Here is a 19142-nt window from a genome sequence, read left to right on the forward strand (position 1 = left end):
ACCTCAGCCTTCCAAGCTGATGATGCGGGTTCGATTCCCGCTGCACGCTCCAACTTATCCTTACGCTCCATGACGTGCTTTCTTCCAGCAATACCCTATTCAAAAACTTTCTCCGTTTGCTAAATCCATAGTCATTAAATCTATACTGATTAAACTTATTTTGTTTAAGCTTGGATTGACGAATCAACGCTAATTGACTAACCAGAGCTATTAACTCCTTAAATTGCTTCGTATTTCTGACACCTATCCAAATCACACATTGCAGTTCAGCTTTTAATGACTTTCAAAATTGTTCCAATTTAATAATCTTGGTCAATATCCGAAAAAACAGTTGTGTTAATGTGCGCGCATTAGCAACAACCCATAAATAATAAAAATGTTTAAAAGCAATGAGTTAACAATTAACATCGAAGCAATTAATGTCGCTTTAGCAAAAGTCGAAAATGCCAATAAAATTCAGCTAGATACATTGAAAGGTTATGTGAACAGCGAGCCTGAACAGGCTGTACTGGCTTTTCGATCGCTGAATGAAGCAGAGTCAATCGATGACAAGTTTAAAAAGATCATGGCAGAGCTACCGCATCTGAGCGGCGAAGCACACCATCTGCTTGAAACTTCTATCTTGCTACAGTGACTATAAATAAAGATAAGCCTCAGCGAATCCCTCACAGCAAAGCGCTTTAGGTATAAGTTAAGACTTATCTTTAATTTTCTAGCCCTCATTGAATTTCTAATTCAACAAAGCGCTATTGATTAACGTCTAAAGCGTTAACGACTTCACCATACCCGCTTCAGCGTGACCAGGAATATTGCACGCGAACTCTACGTTATTATCACCATGGAAATGCCACAGCAATTGCTTCGCTTTGCCCGGCTTAACTGTAACTGTGCTGCCCGAGTCATGAGCGTGATTACCCATATTTTTCATCATTTCACGGTGCTCTAACTGCTCTGAAGCAGAACCAATCGAGAATTCATGATCAATCTTGCCGGTGTTCATCACAACGAACTGCACCACGTCGTTCGGCTCAATATCAACCTTGTTCTTAAATGTGATTTTCATATCGTCACTTAGCAGAATATGAACCACTTTATCCGGCTTTGCGCCTGTCGCAGGCATACCCACTTCAGACATGCCTTCCATATTCATCATCGAATGGTCCATCTTTCCATCCTTCATCATGCTGTGATCCATTTTTGAATGATCCATCTCTCCACTCTTCATCATCGAGTGATCCATATTCGAATGGTCCATTTCAGCAAAAGCCGTTGCAGTAGTTAACATCAGTGCAATCGCAATAAATGTCTTTTTCATGATCGTTCCTTAGATTAATTCAGTTATTTATTTGTTAGTTTCACATATTCATGTGGTGCGCCCTTACCTACTCCTGTCTCGCAAGTAAGGGCTTTATAGTCAGTGCGTTATTTACTTGTCTCGTTTTGGCTCTGAGTGATCTCACGCTGTTTCCAGAGCTTAAAGATTGCAGGCAACACTAGTAGGGTGAGCAACAGCGCAGAAGCCATACCGCCTATCATTGGTGCTGCGATTCGTTGCATCACTTCTGAGCCCGTTCCCTCGCCATACATAATTGGAATGAGGCCAATGATCACGGTAAGTACTGTCATCATCACAGGGCGAACACGCAGTCCTGCTCCCTCACGAATCGCATCCGTTAAGTCTTCACTCTGAAGTGCTTGCTGGTTCTGCTCCGCATCCAACTTCTTGTAGTGCCATGCTTGGTTTAGGTAGACCAACATGATCACACCTATCTCAACAGCTACCCCGGCAAGGGCGATAAAGCCCACCCCCACGGCTATGGAGAAGTTGTAATTGAGGATATGCATCAGCCATAGGCCACCAACCATTGCGAGTGGCAATGTCAGCATGATCATCATAACCTCACCGACACGGCGGAAACTGAGGTAGAGCAACAACATGATGATGGCGATGGTAATTGGCACAACGACACTTAAACGTTCTTTGGCGCGCTCCATGTATTCGTATTGACCAGACCATGCCAATGAATATCCAGCAGGCAAGACGATTTGATCTGTAACGACTTTTTGCGCCTCTCCCACATAAGAACCAAGGTCGCGACCTTCGATGTCAACGAACACCCAGCCATTAGGACGCGCGTTCTCCGTCTTAATCATTGGTGGCCCATCTTCATAGCGAATATCCGCGACATCAGACAAAGCAATTCGCGCTCCATTTGGTGTCACTAACGGCAGGTTCTGCAGCTTAACGACAGAATCACGATAGCTTTGTGGGTAACGGACATTGATTGGGTAACGCTCTAGCCCCTCAACGGTTTCGCCCACGTTCATGCCACCAACCGCAGTCGAAATAACCTGTTGCACTTCTTTAATGCTCAAGCCATATCGCGCAGCAGAACGACGTTTGATGTCTATCGTGACATAGCGACCACCAGCCACACGTTCGGCATACACAGAAGCCGTACCGCTAACACCATTTAAGATAGGTTCGAGCTGAGAGCCAATGTCCTCTATAACACTCAGATCTGGCCCTGCTATTTTGATTCCGATTGGCGTTTTAATACCGGTCGCTAACATGTCGATCCGAGTCTTGATTGGCATAACCCATGCGTTAGTCAAACCGGGGAATTGAATCAGATCATCAAACTCTTTTCGTAGCGACTCAGTAGTGACGCCGTCACGCCATTCATCTCGTGGTTTAAGCTGAATAACCGTTTCAATCATAGTCAGTGGCGCAGGATCGGTTGCTGTCTCTGCTCGGCCAATTTTGCCCCACGTGGTTTCGACTTCTGGAATGGTTTTGATGAGTTTGTTGGTTTGTTGCAACAACTCACGCGCTTTACCAATTGAAATACCCGGATACGTGGTTGGCATGTACATCAAATCTCCTTCGTCCAAAGGAGGGATGAACTCGCTGCCAAGTTTACTGGTTGGGTAATAAGCAGACGCCATTAAGCCAAGTGCGATAACAATCATCACCTTTGGATACTTTAGGCTGAGGTTCAGAAGCGGTTTATACATCGCCACTAGGCTGCGGTTTACTGGGTTTTTGTGTTCAGGTAGCACGTTGCCGCGAATGAAGTAACCCATTAGCACAGGCACAAGCGTGATAGCCAAACCTGCCGCTGCCGCCATCGCATACGTCTTGGTAAAGGCAAGTGGCGAGAACATCTTGCCCTCTTGGCCTTCTAACGCGAACACAGGCACAAAGCTCAAGGTAATGATAATCAGAGAGAAGAACAGCGGTGCGCCAACTTCTTCTGCTGCCTTACCAATCACCTGCCAACGGTTTTTGTCAGTAAGTGGAGTCCGTTCAATGTGTTTATGAACGTTCTCGATCATCACTATGGCACCATCCACCATGGCGCCAATCGCAATCGCGATCCCGCCAAGAGACATGATGTTGGCGTTAATACCCTGCCAATGCATAACGATGAATGCGCCTAAGATACCGACAGGTAAGCTTAATGCGATAACCAACGACGAGCGGATATGGAACAAGAACAGCGCACACACCACGGCGACCACGATGAACTCTTCAGCCAGCTTCTTCCAGAGGTTTTCAACGGCTGAATCAATCAAAGTAGAGCGGTCATAAGTCGCGACAATCTCGACACCATCAGGTAAGCCAGCTTGCAGTTCAGCGAGCTTGGATTTCACTGAGTCGATCACTTCACTGGCATTTTCACCAAAGCGCATCACGATAACGCCGCCAACCGCCTCGCCCTCACCGTTGAGCTCAGAGATACCACGACGCATTTGCGGGCCGAGGTTAATGTCAGCAATGTCACCTAATAGTAGCGGTGTACCTTTGTCGGTCACTTTTAACGGCAAAGATTGAATGTCTTCAATGCTTGTAAGGTAACCAGTCGTACGAACCATATGTTCGGCTTCGGCAATCTCGACAACAGATGCACCGGTTTCTTGATTACCATCTTGGATTGCCTTGTTGACTTGCTGAAGCGTCAGGTCATATGCACGTAACTTGGCAGGATCAATCTGTACTTGATACTGCTTCACCATGCCGCCAACGGTCGCCACTTCAGACACGCCTTCTACGGTTTGCAACTCATACTTCAAGAACCAATCTTGCAAACTACGAAGTTCCGCTAAGTCGTGCTGACCGGTTTTATCTTGCAACACGTAGCTGTAAACCCAGCCCACACCGGTTGCATCTGGTCCTAGTGTTGGCTTGGCACTCGATGGCAAGTTAGGCGCCACTTGGCTTAAGTATTCCAACACGCGAGAACGCGCCCAATACATATCAGTATCATCATTGAAGATGATATAGACATACGAATCGCCAAAGAACGAGTAGCCACGAACCGTTTCAGCACCCGGTACAGCTAACATGGCGGTGGTTAATGGATAAGTCACCTGATCCTCGACCACTTGCGGCGCTTGCCCCGGATAACTGGTTTTGATGATCACCTGAACATCTGACAAATCAGGAATGGCATCGACAGGTGTATTTTTAACGCTGTATAAGCCGCCAAATACGATGGCGACAGTGGCAACCAGCACTAAGAAGCGGTTGCTAATAGACCAGCGAATGATTGCATTGATCATAGTTCGCCCTCACCCGTGCTATTCGTCGGTTCGAGAGATTTGAGCACGTAATCAGAACCTTGCTTCGCCACTAGAAACCGAATGGTTTGACCCTCGGCAAACTCAGATAAATCAAGGTCATCACTGGCTTGGAAATTCATTTCACCCGCTTTCCAATTCCACTCTGGGACTGGCTGATGTTTTACAGTGATCATGCCAAAATCAGCCATCAACATAGTGATGTCACCCGTTACCCAAACTTCGCCTGCGATCTTGTGTTTGTTGACCTTGTAATCAACAACCTCGTACTGCCCTGACTCTGTCTTTCTCATCTCAAAATCAATCGCCTTACCACGTTGCACGTCACTCATGTCTAAGCCTTCCGCAAAGGTGAAATTCATCACCATGCCCGGCCAATCCCATTCTGGAACAGGCTGATGGTTAATCGTCACCATGCGGCTGCCTTGCATAACGTCGGAGATTTCGCCATTTGCCCACACGGTTTCAGCTTCTTCCTCAACACCATTGATGCGTGACAGATCAGCTGATTGGCTCGATTCAGAATCCAACATGAAGTGCGCAGAAGTGACAATGTTCTCACCTTGCTCTAGCCCTTGAAGCACCTCTATTTTTTCGCCAGCTTCACGACCAACCTCAATACGAGCAGAGCGATACTTGCCAGAACCTTTTGACATCACCACTCGAGTCATACCACCGGAGTGAATCACCGAAGATCTTGGGATAGTAAGAACGGCTTCATCACTGATGGGTTTCAGCGCAATATTGGCAAACATATTTGGCTTAAGCTCGCCATTTGGATTGGAGAACTTCAAACGAACGCGCAAGGTTCGAGTTTTTGGGTCAAGGATTGGGTACACGTAATCGACATTACCCAACCACTCTTTGCCGGGAATGGCATCTAGCGTCATCACCGCATTGCTGCCTGACGAGATCCAGTGCGCTTGACGCTCAAACACCTCAGCATCAACCCATACTTCGCCTAATGGGCCAGCACTGATCACCGCTTGTGCAGGTGAAAGGTAACCACCTTCTCGGATATTCAAACTTGCGATGACACCATCGGCTGGCGCTTTGACTTCAATGGTTTGTGAGGCTTTGCCTTTGCGCGTAATAGCGCGGATTTGAGTCTTATCAACACCCAAGGTAATTAAGCGTTCAGTCGAGCCCTTGATCAAACCTTTACGACCCGTTTTATAAGCACTGATCAACTCTTCTTGTGCTTTAACAAGCTCTGGAGAATAGAGTGTGAAAAGCACATCACCTTTGTTTACCTTCTCACCCACTGCGTTGATGTAGAGCTTCTCAACCCAACCAGAAACACGCACGTTGGTTTGCCACAATGTACTTTCATCGAACGCCACATAACCCACGGTTTCAATCCGAGGAGACAGCGCTTCGAACTTAACTTTCGCTGTTTTGACACCCAGATTATTTTCTACCGACGAATCAATGAACACGGTACCGGGCTCATCTTTAACACCACTTGAGTCATCCGCGTAAACAGGGATTAAATCCATCCCCATAGGTGACTGACCCGGCTTGTCTCGCTGATAATTTGGGTCCATCGGAGCCACCCAATACAGAGGTTCATCCTTGGCCTGTTTACTTACATCTGCGCCTGTACTCGTTGCCATTGCTGACATGTCATGTGCTGGATTAATTAGAAAATAGTTCACACCAAAACCCAATGCACCACCGACCAATAAAGCGATTGTTGCTACTTTTACTGTACTCATTGTCTATTCCCTTATTGATTGGCTGTGTGTTTAGTTGCGCTTGAGTTGAGTTGTGGTTGGTTTACTTGGTATTCAAAGCCACTGACTAACGCTGCCAGTTTGCTGTTAACGATGTTGAGATCGGTGATCAAACGTTGTTGCTCTAACTTAAGCGCCAGCTCATCGGTCGTTGCTAAAATGACATCGTTAAACTGAGCGGTATTGTTTTGATAGCCCCTCTCAACCGCGCTGATTCGGGCTGCGGTTTGAGGAAGCAAGGACGTTTGATAGCGATCTAATCGCTGGATCAGATTTGATCTGTCCACCAGCAATGCGTTCACTTGCGCGTTCATTTGGGAAAGTAAGGTGTCTTTTTGAGATTTAGCCGCACCAACTTGATACTGAGCAGCCGATAAGTTTTTATCTTGTCGGTTCCCTGTAAACAACGGGATGTCCACTGTCAGATAAGCACTCACCAGATCAGAAGCTGGTTCACCCGCCATGTTATTGGCTTGACGGTGTGCATACATCACTTCCACCCCAAACTGCGGGGTATAAGCTTGCTCGGCTAACTCAACCTGAGTTTGATTGGAGGAAATACTGACATCGGAGATCTTAACCAAAGGATGGTCAGTCAGTAGCTGGTAGTGCTTAGTTGAATCGATATTGGTCGCTAATTTGCTTTCCAACAACGACCAATCGATTTGGTTAGTTGCATTCAGTGTGCCCTGAGAATCAAGAACCTGAGAGCCTAGCCAATCAGAACCCAACCATTCAGAAAGCTGAGAGATTAGACGACGCTGAACCTGCTGGTTTGCCTGAAGTTTCTCATCAAGCTTGCTCACTTGGAGCTGAGCATTAAGCAGATCTTGCGCTTCACTTTTACCAATCGAGTAATTGGTTTGTACATAGTTTTCAAGCTCAACCAACAAACGACGATTTTGACGAATCACCGACTCAGCCTTTTGCTGATAACCTAACTCAAGCCAAAGCTGCGTCATGCTATTCGCAACCGTCAATTCTCTTGCTTGCACCTGCAAAGCTAAAGCATCTGCCTGTTGGCCTGCCTTTTTCTGTTGGAGGTTAAGCGTATCGCCACGCTCAAACTGCTGCATCAGCCCTACCGATATATTAGTCATCGGGTCTTCGTCGAATTGAAAGCTATCGACAGGCAAACCGCCAAATCCAACTTTCAATTTCGGGTCCATTAAGGTCGAGCTGGCAATGCCCGTTTCTCGCATCGCTTGAGACTGAGCAAAGTACTGTTTGCGATTTCCATCTTCGCTTAACGCAATCTCAATCAGTGTATTGAGTTGCTGCGTCGAGCTTGCTTGGTCATGTGTTGAAATGTGTTGAGCATTTGAAGCTGACGCCGTGGCAGCCGCGAGCGTAGCACTTGAAAACAAGGCCATAGGCAAAGCAGCAGCAACCACTAAGCTCGTGTTCATGACAAACACAGAGGTTGTTGGTTTCATATTCACAATGAATGTCCATATCTAACGCTAATTAGCGCATAAAAAAGAATGGCTTATCAGATTTATCTAACTGATAGAGCTGTATTTTTAGATATAGATTTATGCGGAAGGTGGGCGTAGCAAAGATTGAGCGCGTGCGACTTTCTGGCCAATCGTGACCGATTGAAAACGAGCTAATGAAAAGGAAAGTTGATCAACGGCTTGAACAGCCTGAATTGGATAGGGACTTGCAGAACACATTGAGGCACAGCAATCGACACTCGAACAATGGTTACCCATCATCGAGCTACCGTCTTCGCTCATTGAAGACATATCGCATTGAGCCATCAAAGCATGGGCACTCATGTTAGAGTCTTCAGCGTGTACTTCTTCACTCATCACATGACACCCCGCCATTGAATCATTAACCGAAGTATCGCTGTGGTAACAAGCCGACTTGCTCGACCCCATTTCCATCATCATTACTTCAGTCATCAAGGCTGAGGAGCTTGAGGCATAGCTAGACATCAACATCGCAATGATGCTGAAAACAATAATCCAAGTTTTTCGGAATGTGTTTGTCATAGCTTACCTTTGAATTTACACCGCAACTATAAACGTTACCCTTAGGGTAAGGTCAATGCCATTGTGCCGATATTTGCCTGACCGTTGAAAAAGTATTCATCCTCTCTTTCATCAAAATGAGATAATTCTTCGACTTTGCAGTTTTTTCTTTAAAAATTATCCAATTAGCTAGCGAAACCTCTATCTGTGTATTTTACTTAAGATAGTGCAACCACGATTCACGGATGATAAAAATGGCTAACAAAAAAAACGTCGAAGCAAACAAGAAAAATACAGAAATCAAAAATAAGAAAAGTAACAAGCTAGAACAAAAGAAACCAACACAAAAAAAGAAGCGCAGACTGCATTCACATCTAAAAGTGAATATCCCACTTTTTCAGTCACTCATGATGATTTTGCCATCATTGGCTAAACACGCTGCTGCGGAAAGTATAGACAATTCCAGCGACGCTGCAGATCAAGTAACCGCAAATAACGTGACCGAAAAAGATGTCACCGATGACCATAGCAAGGCGGACTCATCAGCGGTTGCTCTCCAAGAAGCTCAGACGAGTGACAGCGACGTAAACTCCACCTTAAGTGCAAGTCATGCCGCCCATGGTTCGAGCTCTCACTTGGTTCCTTCTCATCATTTATCGACGTTTTCTCACCCGCAAGTCCATTACATTCCTTCGGTATCGATGCCGACTATCTCCTCAGGGAGTAACGGTCAGCCGACTCATTCGAATGCGCCTACGACGCCCGCTTTACCCCTCACCTTTATGCCAGAAGTCATAAAAGGTACGTACGGAGAGCTTCATGTTGATGCAAATGGTCAATACACATTCGTATTGAATCCAAATTCTCCTCAATACATCCTGTTAAATCAGCACCAACCAGGTACTGATCATTTTGCGTTACATCTATCTAATGGCTCGAGCATCATTGTTCAGGTACCGGTAACAGGTAAGCAAGACACGCCAAATATTTCTGGAGACTTAACAGGTGTAGTAACAGAAGATCACAATATTGATTCACAAGGCTTGTTACATGCCAACGGCAAAATCGATGTCATAGACCCTGACCAAAATGAAAGTGCGGTTACACCGGAAGTTATCTCAGGTAAATATGGTTCATTAACTATCGATGCTGATGGACATTGGCAGTATCAAGTTGATAACTCGCTCTCTAATGTTCAAGCTTTAACCGCAGCTACTTCATTGCACGAAAGCTTCACTATTCACACCAAAGATGGCACACCGCAAACCATCGATATGACGATTGGTGGGAACGACGACAACGCCGTTATCACAGGTGTGGATGCAGGCACGTTAACTGAAGATTTAACGACACAAGTTCAAGGGCAGCTTTCGGTAACAGATTCAGATCTTGGAGAAGATCATTTTCAGGCATCACAAGTAACTAGCAATTTCGGTACGCTAAGCATCACCAAAGACGGTGCGTGGACATACAATTTAGACAACAATAACCCAGTAGTTCAAAAACTTGGCCAAGGTTCAACTGCGACAGACATCGTCACTGTTCACTCAGCTGATGGTACAGCGCATCAAGTTATGGTTACGATCAATGGCACCAACGACCATGCAGTAATCACGAGTAGTACAGCAAATTCACCAAGTTCGTTTTTCGCTATCGGGACAAGTAATGGCTCAAGCCAAGTTACTGAAGATAAAGATCTAACGGTTTCGGGCCAACTCAACATCACCGATATCGACTCAAAAGAGGCGCATTTTTCTAATTCCGACCTCAAGGGGACACTGGGTACTTTACACCTTAAAGAGAATGGCGATTGGAGCTACGACCTAGATAATAAAAACCCAAAAGTACAGGCTCTTGGTCAAGGCTCTGCGACAACAGACATCATAACCATCCACTCCGCCGACGGCACTCCTCATCAAATTGCAATTACCGTTAACGGCACCAATGATAAAGCCGTGATAAGCGGAACCAGTGCCGGCGTGGTAACCGAAGAGTCCCAACTTCAGACCTCGGGCACACTTGTGGTAACGGATGTGGATACTGGCGAGGCACACTTCGCTACTTCATCCACAGGAAGTACCGATATTGCAGGCTCGTTTGGTACGCTTCATCTGACCGATACTGGTTCTTGGACGTACGATCTTGATAATACAAATCCTAACGTTCAAGCATTGGGCAAAGGAGCAACCGCTACCGACACCATCACCGTTCATTCTGCTGATGGCACGCCGCATCAAGTGACTATCACAGTAAATGGCACTAATGACGCAGCTACTGTCAGCAGTGCGACCGTTGCCATCTATGAAACCGACAAAGCAGTCACGACTTCAGGAACATTAACCAGCACCGATGTCGATAATCCGGATAATGCGTTCACTCCAGATTCCATTACTGGCACCAACGGCAACCTCACCATTGGTGCTAATGGCCAATGGACCTTCACCGCCAACAGCGCGTTTAATCAACTAAACGTCGGCGATAAAGTCGAAGAGACCTTCACTGTATCGTCTATTGATGGCACACCTTCGACCATCAAGGTCACGATTAACGGTACTAACGACGCCGCTACTGTCAGAAGTGCGACCGTCGCCATCGATGAGACTGACAAAGCAGTAACTACCTCAGGAACCCTAACCAGCACCGATGTTGATAATCCAGATAATGCGTTTACGCCGGATTCTATTTCAGGCACCAACGGTGACCTGACTATTGATGCTAATGGTCATTGGGTGTTCACCGCGAACAGTGCGTTTAATCAATTGAATGTCGGCGATAAGGTCGAAGAGACCTTCACTGTCTCGTCTATTGATGGCACAGCGTCAACGATCAAAGTGACAATTAATGGCACCAATGATAAAGCGACGGTCAGTACCGCAACGGTCAGTGTGGATGAAACTGACAAAGCGGTAACGACATCAGGAACATTGACCAGTACCGACGTGGATAATCCAGATAACGCATTCACACCGGATTCGATCTCAGGCACCAACGGTGACCTGACTATCGATGCTAATGGTCATTGGGCGTTCACCGCGAACAGTGCGTTTAACCAATTAAACGTCGGCGACAAAGTCGAAGAAACCTTTACCGTCACTTCCGTTGATGGCACAGCGTCAACCATCAAGGTAACGATTAACGGCACTAACGACGCCGCTACTGTCAGCAGTGCGACCGTCGCCATCGATGAGACTGACAAAGCGGTAACGACATCAGGAACGTTGACCAGTACTGACGTGGATAATCCAGATAATGCATTCACACCGGATTCTATTTCAGGTACCAACGGTGACCTGACTATTGATGCCAATGGTCACTGGAGCTTCACCGCCAACAGCGCGTTTAATCAATTGAACGTTGGCGATAAAGTCGAAGAGACCTTTACTGTGTCGTCTGTTGATGGCACACCTTCGACCATTAAAGTCACGATTAACGGCACCAACGACGCCGCTACTGTCAGCAGCGCGACCATTGCCATCGATGAAACTGACAAAGCGGTAACGACATCAGGCACCCTCACCAGTACCGACGTGGATAATCCAGATAATGCGTTCACACCAGATTCTATTTCAGGCACCAATGGCGACCTGACTATTGATGCTACTGGCCACTGGGTATTCACTGCCAACAGCGCGTTTAATCAGTTAAATATCGGCGACAAGGTCGAAGAGACCTTCACTGTCTCGTCTATTGATGGCACAGCGTCAACGATCAAAGTGACAATTAATGGCACCAATGATAAAGCGACGGTCAGTACCGCAACGGTCAGTGTGGATGAAACTGACAAAGCGGTAACAACCTCAGGCACGCTAACCAGTATCGACGTCGATAATCCAGATAACGCATTCACACCGGATTCGATTACTGGCACCAACGGTGACCTGACTATTGATGCTAATGGTCATTGGGCGTTCACCGCGAACAGTGCGTTTAATCAATTGAACGTTGGCGATAAGATCGAAGAGACTTTCACTGTCTCTTCCATCGATGGTACACCGTCGACCATAAAAGTGACGATCAATGGCACCAATGATAAAGCTACTGTCAGCAGTGCGACCGTCGCCATCGATGAGACTGACAAAGCGGTGACAACCTCAGGCACCCTAACCAGTATCGACGTCGATAACCCAGATAACGCATTCACACCGGATTCGATTACTGGCACCAACGGCAACCTCACCATTGGTGCTAATGGCCAATGGACCTTCACCGCCAACAGCGCGTTTAATCAACTAAACGTTGGTGATAAAGTCGAAGAAACCTTCACGGTGTCGTCTGTTGATGGCACACCCTCGACCATCAAAGTGACGATTAATGGCACTAATGACGCAGCTACTGTCAGCAGTGCGACCGTTGCCATCGATGAAACTGACAAAGCAATAACCACATCAGGCACGCTAACCAGTACCGATGTCGATAATCCAGATAATGCCTTCACACCGGATGCCATTTCCGGCACCAATGGCGACCTTACTATTGACGCTAATGGTCACTGGGTCTTCACCGCCAACAGCGCGTTTAACCAATTGAATATCGGCGATAAAGTCGAAGAAACCTTTACCGTCACTTCCGTTGATGGCACCCCTTCGACCATTAAAGTCACGATTAACGGTACTAACGATGCAGCGACAGTCAGTACCGCAACAGTCAGTGTGGATGAAACGGACAGCGCTATAACAACTTCTGGAACCCTCACCAGTACTGACGTGGATAACCCAGACAACACGTTTACGCCGGATTCTATTTCAGGCACCAACGGTGACCTGACTATTGATGCCAATGGTCATTGGTTCTTCACCGCTAACAGCGCATTTAATCAATTAAACATCGGCGATAAAGTCGAAGAAACCTTCACTGTATCGTCTGTTGATGGCACACCTTCGACCATTAAAGTCGCGATTAACGGCACTAATGACGCAGCTACTGTCAGCAGTGCGACCGTTGCTATCGATGAAACCGACAAAGCAGTAACGACTTCAGGAACATTAACCAGCAACGATGTCGATAATCCAGATAACGCATTCACACCGGATTCGATTACTGGCACCAACGGCAACCTCACCATTGGTGCTAATGGCCAATGGACATTCACCGCCAACAGTGCGTTTAATCAATTGAACGTCGGCGATAAAGTCGAAGAAACCTTTACCGTCTCTTCCGTTGATGGCACACCGTCGACCATCAAAGTGACGATTAATGGCACCAATGACCGCCCTACTATCTCAGGTACCTCAAGTGGCGCGGTGATCGAACAGGGCTTGAACACGGCAGGAAACCCCGATGCGACAGGGAGCTTAATCGCGACTGATATAGATAAGTCCGACACCGTTACGTGGGCAATCAATCAACCCCAAGGTCAATGGGGAACGCTGTCGATTGATCAGCATGGTCATTGGCACTATCAGCTAGACAATTCAACCGGCGGTGCCGCGGATAAACTCGCGGCTGGTGAACATCAGTCTGAATCATTCTGGATCACCGCTACCGATTCAACAGGAGCGACAGTCCCTCATAAAGTCGTTATCGATGTGCAAGGCAGCAACGACAAACCAATTGTCAGTGCGTGGACTCAGCTTCCTGCGGGTAAAGAGGATCAACCCGTAACCATCAAGGCTTCTGACTTGCTAACACATGCAAGCGATGTGGATAGTAGCGATGTATTGCACGTGACAAATTTGCAAGCGACACACGGTAGCCTGACTGATAATAAAGATGGCACTTATACCTTCACGCCAGATAAAGATTTCAATGGTGAGATTCGACTCACCTATGATGTGGTTGACGGCCATGGGGGCAGCGTCAGCACTCAAGCTAAGTTTGATCTTATCGCAACTCCAGATAACGCGATTATTACCGACGCACAAGCCAATGCAGACTTACGGGGAGTAACTGAAGATCGCGGCTATATAGATACCCACTACCAACTGCATTACGACGGCAGATTAAACATCCAAGACCCTGATAAGGGAGAGGCACAGTTTGATCCGAATATAGGCTCACAAACCTATCAAGGTATTGGCTACGACACCAAACTGGGTGGGCACATACTGCTCATGCGCGACGGTCACTACACCTATACCCTCGACAACCGCAATATACAGAACTTAGCGCAAGGCGAAGTTAAACACGATTCAGCCATTATACGCTCAGCAGATGGTACAACACACACGATAGAGCTAACGGTTCATGGTACCAACGATGCCCCAACCATCAATGCTCAGTCCCACTCAGTGACTGAAGGTGGAAGCGTTCTAAATGGACAAATGGTTGGCCAAGATATTGATACCGGTGCGGCCTTGACTTACAGCGCACCGCAGATTGATGGCTTGGTGGTTAATCCGGACGGCAGTTATAGCTTCGATCCTGCTCACTCTAGCTATCAATCGTTAGCATCAGGTGTCACGAAGACATTGACTGTTCCAGTAACAGTCACAGACGAGCATAATGCGAGCAGCACTCAAAACCTCTCAATAACGATTACAGGGGTTAATAATTCTGCCGTTATCGGCGGTGTCTATACTGGAGATGTTCATGAAGGGCATACTTATACAGCACCAGATGGTACAATGTCTGGTGGCTACGTCGATGATCGCTCACCAGATCATATGCATGGAAACATCGGCAAATTATGGAACGACGAAATACACACTGATGGTCACCTGAACATTGTTGATCCAGACTCCGGTGAAAGCCATGCCCAAACCGGCGTTTATTACGGCACTCATGGTCGTGTCATACTTCAGAGTAACGGAGATTGGAGCTACTACGCTTCCATAGGCCAAGACGCAACAGGTAGAAAGATTGATCACCTCGGCCAAGGTGAATCGATAACGGATACTGTCACCGTCAAATCGGCTGATGGCACCACTCACGATATTGTTGTCACCGTTCATGGCGATAACGACCGTCCGTATTGTTCTGGTGAAGTGCAACTGAACAGCGGTAAAGAAGATCTTGCTCAAACCATCACAGCAACCGAGCTAATCGCTAATACTGTTGACGTAGACGCCAACGATGCAGGTAAGCTCACTATCGCTAATTTGCATGCTGACCATGGCTCGATTCAAGACAATCACGATGGAACCTTCACCTTCACTCCAAGCCACAATTACAACGGCAGCGTCCACTTCACCTACGATGTGAAAGACGCGCATGGTGGTACAACACACACTGGCGCATCAACGACGCTCTCGGCTGTTGGCGATAAAGCCCAAATCGCTGGCGTTGATACTGGTTCAATAACCGAAAACAGCGCGGGTGTCGACATGTCACCCGACTATGCTCACTCAGGCATCGCCACACTTGGCAATACAACACTCTATGCTGATGGCAAGCTGACCATCACAGACCCCGATGTAGGCGAGTCAGGATTTGAACGCCAAGGCAGCAATGGTTACGACTATCACGGCACCTATGGCGATCTAATCTTACTCACCGATGGCACCTGGCATTACCATGCCGATGCTGGGCATCTATCAGGTATAGGTGCTAGACCCACAACGCGTGGCACTGCAATTGACCAACTTGGTGAAGGGCAAAGCTTAACCGATACGATTACAGTCCATTCAAAAGATGGTACAACACACGATATTGTCATCACCATTCACGGCAGTAACGACAGACCTTACTGTTCATCTGAAGTGGTGCTTGCAAATGGCAGTGAAGATACACGCCAAACCTTAACCACCGCGCAACTATTAGCGAATACCGTCGATGTGGATGCCAATGACGCCGGTAAACTAACCATTGAAAACCTGCATGCTGACCATGGCTCTATTCTAAACAATGCCGATGGTACGTTTACGTTTACCCCAGAAAAAGACTACAACGGCGCGGTGCACTTTAGCTATGACGTCAAAGATGCACACGGTGGTGTAACACACACCGGCGCAACCACCAACTTAGCTGCGGTTAACGACAACCCTGATGTGACGCCTTTAACCGACAGTGTCAGTGAGGGGGCCGATAATCATCACACCCTCAATCTGCTAGTAGGTGCCACAGACAAAGACGGCGACGCTTTAACCATCAGTCACCTTGAATATGCCATCGATGGTCAACCTCAGTCGGGCCAACTTCCAACGGGCATTACCTTAGATACTGATGGTCATACATTAATTGTTGATGCCACCAATCCCGCATTTAACCATTTGGCCAATGGTCAGTCGCAACAAATCGCTATCACTTATCAAGTAGAAGATGGCCATGGTGGAAGTACGCAACAAACCGCCACGCTTACGATTGCCGGGACAGATGATAAAGCCACACTGGTTTCTAATGTCATTCAGCTCACTGAAACACAAGCGCTGGATAGTGAATTTAAATTCTATAGAGGCCAGCTTCAGCTAATTGACCCTGATAGTGGTGATAACACTCAGTTTGTTTTTAGCGGGAAGTATTTAGGCCAAGGGTTTGAGCCTGGTCACCTTGATGTTTGGCCTAATGGCACTTATCAATTCAGATTAGAAGCTGTTACCAATCGTCATGCGGACGATCTCATTGGTAGCCTACATGCTGGCGAGTCGATGGAGCTCCCCTACGAAATCGAAACCAATGATGGTCAAAAGCTCACCATTATGGTGAAGGTGACCGGTGAAGATAACCAAGCAAAAATTGAAGTAACGCCCTACTCCAGCCTCAATAATCATGTTTACGAAGATCACACTTCCTTTGGCAATACCACTAATCAGCTCAGCAGTGGCGGCACGTTACACGTGATTGACCCCGATCACGACCAAGCCGGTTTTATTGCACAAACCATCACCACCGCCGAAGGTGGTCGGTTCAATATCAACGCAAAGGGCCATTGGTCATACGATATTGACAATGATAAAGTCCAACATTTAGGCGCAGGGGAAAGCTTCCAGCAAACCTTTACCGTTGAATCTATTGATGGCAGTGCTAAAAAAGATATCACAGTGACCGTTCATGGCACCAATGATGCGCCAATTGCCTCGGCTGAAGTGCGTTTAGCGAATGGCTTAGAAGATAGCAAAATTGTCCTCACCCCAGCACTGCTACTTGCTAACACAACTGATATCGATGATAACGATATTGGCAAATTATCCATTGAGAACCTACACGCCGACCATGGTTCGATATTAATTAATGGCGATGGCACCTTTACCTTTACGCCAGAAAAAGACTATAACGGCGATGTCCATTTTAGCTATGACGTCAAAGATGCCCACGGTGGTGTGACCCACACCGGTGCATCAACAACACTCTCGGCAGTTGGCGATGCTGCGATCTTCGCCGGAGATAAAAGCGGTCAAATAACAGAAGATCGCCACGTACAAGGTGATGCCCAACATACGATATTTGTCACTGGCGTGTTGAATGTTATCGATCCTGATGCCGGTGAAGATCATTTTTACGACACTCGTAATGCCCATGCGATCAGTGATCCCTATGGCGGTCATCTGACCATTGGAAAAGCCGGTGATTGGGCTTATTCGGTTCCCAATGCCAATATTCAGCACTTAGCGGCAGGGCAAGTCGAGCAGGTTCAATATGAAGTAACGACCGCTGGTGGTGATAAACAAATTATTACCATCAATGTGCATGGCACTAATGATAAACCAACAGTTTCTGAAGTTATCGCAGGTGCACATAACATTGATGAAGATGCTGCAAATGCGACCTCTGGGCAAATTATTATCAGCGATGTTGATCATAGCGATCAACATTCTGTCAGTATTGATAGCCAACATCAGCCACAGTATGGTTCTGTTACCTATAATAGCAATACACAAACTTGGGTCTACACACTTAATAACAGCAATAGCCATGTTAATGCTTTAAATAATGGTGAACAATTGACCGATAAGTTTTCTCTATTAGTCGATGATGGACACGGGGGCATTACAACTCAAGAAGTTGAAATGCGCATTGATGGACACAGCGATGTTCCACCAATGCCAACCCTAGTTGCCCCTGCAAAAATTACCGGCAGTGCAGGCAATCAGGACCTGCATGCCTCAATCGGAATTCCTCCAATTATTCACCAAGGAACGCCTACGCCAATGACAGGCTGGGGAATATCAGATCACCACGGACACTCTCTCACTGCATTACACGGTCAATTTGGTACTTTGCATGTCAATCCTGCAACCGGAGAGTTGAGTTACGATTACCAACAAACTTCATCAGGCGTCGTTAAGACACATACAGGAGGCTCTTACGGTAGTGGTACAGACGAAACCGACTCGTTTGTTTTAACCCTAGGAGGCGATCAAAACTCACAAGTCGCGGTGCACCTACATTTGCACTCGCAATCCGTCCATGGAAACAGCGGACATCACATTGACCAAACCACACTAACTGGCATGGATTTATCGCCAATCGCTCCACCACCTCCTCCAGCACCCGGCATGAGCCAAGCGGATGAACCGGATGCCTCTTTCAGCACCCCTGATGAAGTTACTCTTAATTTTGATGAGGTGACGGCAAACCTAGAACATACAGCGATAGGCGAACACGAACAGCGTTCTGGTGCCCATGCTTACCTAGACGCTCTGGGTATTAATGCTGACTCGCCGTCTATAGATTCACCGTCACACAATGTACCAGTAGCGCATGATATCGATATCATTTTCAGTGATGCCGAGAGTGCTTATGGGGCTGAGCAAACTGACGATGGTATGAGTGATGGGCTGTCTCACCATACCGATAACCCATCTATTGATGATTCTTTACACCATCATAATGACGTTGACGGACTGCCTGACATAGACCCAAATAACTAGAACATCACCCCTTCGGTTAGATAAAAAAAGGAGCACGGCATGTGCTAATGCCGTTCACTTAAGAGTGAACGGCATTTTTGTTCTTAGCATACCGTTGT

7 protein-coding genes are annotated in these 19142 nt (G+C 46.9%); 2 read left to right on the plus strand and 5 right to left on the minus strand.

From position 1 onward, the window contains the following. The first annotated feature begins 376 nt into the window (after positions 1-376). Complete coding sequence (locus AB6E78_RS21330) at positions 377-634, plus strand: hypothetical protein (RefSeq protein ID WP_004731488.1); 258 nt, start codon at positions 377-379, stop codon at positions 632-634. A gap of 126 nt (positions 635-760) precedes the next feature. Here AB6E78_RS21330 and AB6E78_RS21335 read toward each other — a convergent pair whose 3' ends face one another. From AB6E78_RS21335 to AB6E78_RS21355, 5 genes are all read right to left on the minus strand, one after another. Beyond that, entirely contained in the window at positions 761-1315 is a 555-nt protein-coding gene (locus AB6E78_RS21335; RefSeq protein WP_108185394.1) for a cupredoxin family protein, read from the minus strand. A gap of 107 nt (positions 1316-1422) precedes the next feature. Continuing rightward, entirely contained in the window at positions 1423-4566 is a 3144-nt protein-coding gene (locus tag AB6E78_RS21340) for an efflux RND transporter permease subunit (RefSeq protein WP_372134187.1), read from the minus strand. Continuing rightward, positions 4563-6302: an efflux RND transporter periplasmic adaptor subunit gene (locus tag AB6E78_RS21345; protein ID WP_372134189.1), complete on the minus strand. Its 1740-nt coding sequence runs from the start codon at positions 6300-6302 to the stop codon at positions 4563-4565. The genes AB6E78_RS21340 and AB6E78_RS21345 overlap by 4 nt, the downstream gene beginning before the upstream one ends. Positions 6303-6313: 11 nt before the next feature. After that, on the minus strand, positions 6314-7756 hold the full coding sequence (locus tag AB6E78_RS21350) for a TolC family protein (RefSeq protein WP_372134193.1): 1443 nt from the start codon (positions 7754-7756) through the stop codon (positions 6314-6316). A gap of 99 nt (positions 7757-7855) precedes the next feature. Next, a complete protein-coding gene (locus tag AB6E78_RS21355; protein ID WP_017064449.1) occupies positions 7856-8320 on the minus strand; it encodes a hypothetical protein in 465 nt (154 codons plus the stop codon). Between the two features lie 233 nt (positions 8321-8553). On the opposite strand from AB6E78_RS21355, the gene AB6E78_RS21360 reads away from it, so the two are divergent. Next, the gene (locus AB6E78_RS21360) at positions 8554-19044 is read left to right on the plus strand and encodes a VCBS domain-containing protein (protein WP_372134191.1); all 10491 of its coding nucleotides are present in this window, start codon (positions 8554-8556) and stop codon (positions 19042-19044) included. Positions 19045-19142 lie beyond the last annotated feature (98 nt).

Origin of the sequence: Vibrio sp. 10N.247.310.98 (assembly GCF_041467395.1) — a bacterium.
In the GTDB taxonomy this organism is placed as follows: domain Bacteria; phylum Pseudomonadota; class Gammaproteobacteria; order Enterobacterales; family Vibrionaceae; genus Vibrio; species Vibrio crassostreae_C.

Coding starts and splice junctions, on each gene's coding strand:
- AB6E78_RS21330 (WP_004731488.1), top strand. CDS start 377: ATGTTTAAAAGCAATGAGTTAACAATTAACATCGAAGCAATTAATGTC.
- AB6E78_RS21335 (WP_108185394.1), bottom strand. CDS start 1,315: ATGAAAAAGACATTTATTGCGATTGCACTGATGTTAACTACTGCAACG.
- AB6E78_RS21340 (WP_372134187.1), bottom strand. CDS start 4,566: ATGATCAATGCAATCATTCGCTGGTCTATTAGCAACCGCTTCTTAGTG.
- AB6E78_RS21345 (WP_372134189.1), bottom strand. CDS start 6,302: ATGAGTACAGTAAAAGTAGCAACAATCGCTTTATTGGTCGGTGGTGCA.
- AB6E78_RS21350 (WP_372134193.1), bottom strand. CDS start 7,756: ATGAAACCAACAACCTCTGTGTTTGTCATGAACACGAGCTTAGTGGTT.
- AB6E78_RS21355 (WP_017064449.1), bottom strand. CDS start 8,320: ATGACAAACACATTCCGAAAAACTTGGATTATTGTTTTCAGCATCATT.
- AB6E78_RS21360 (WP_372134191.1), top strand. CDS start 8,554: ATGGCTAACAAAAAAAACGTCGAAGCAAACAAGAAAAATACAGAAATC.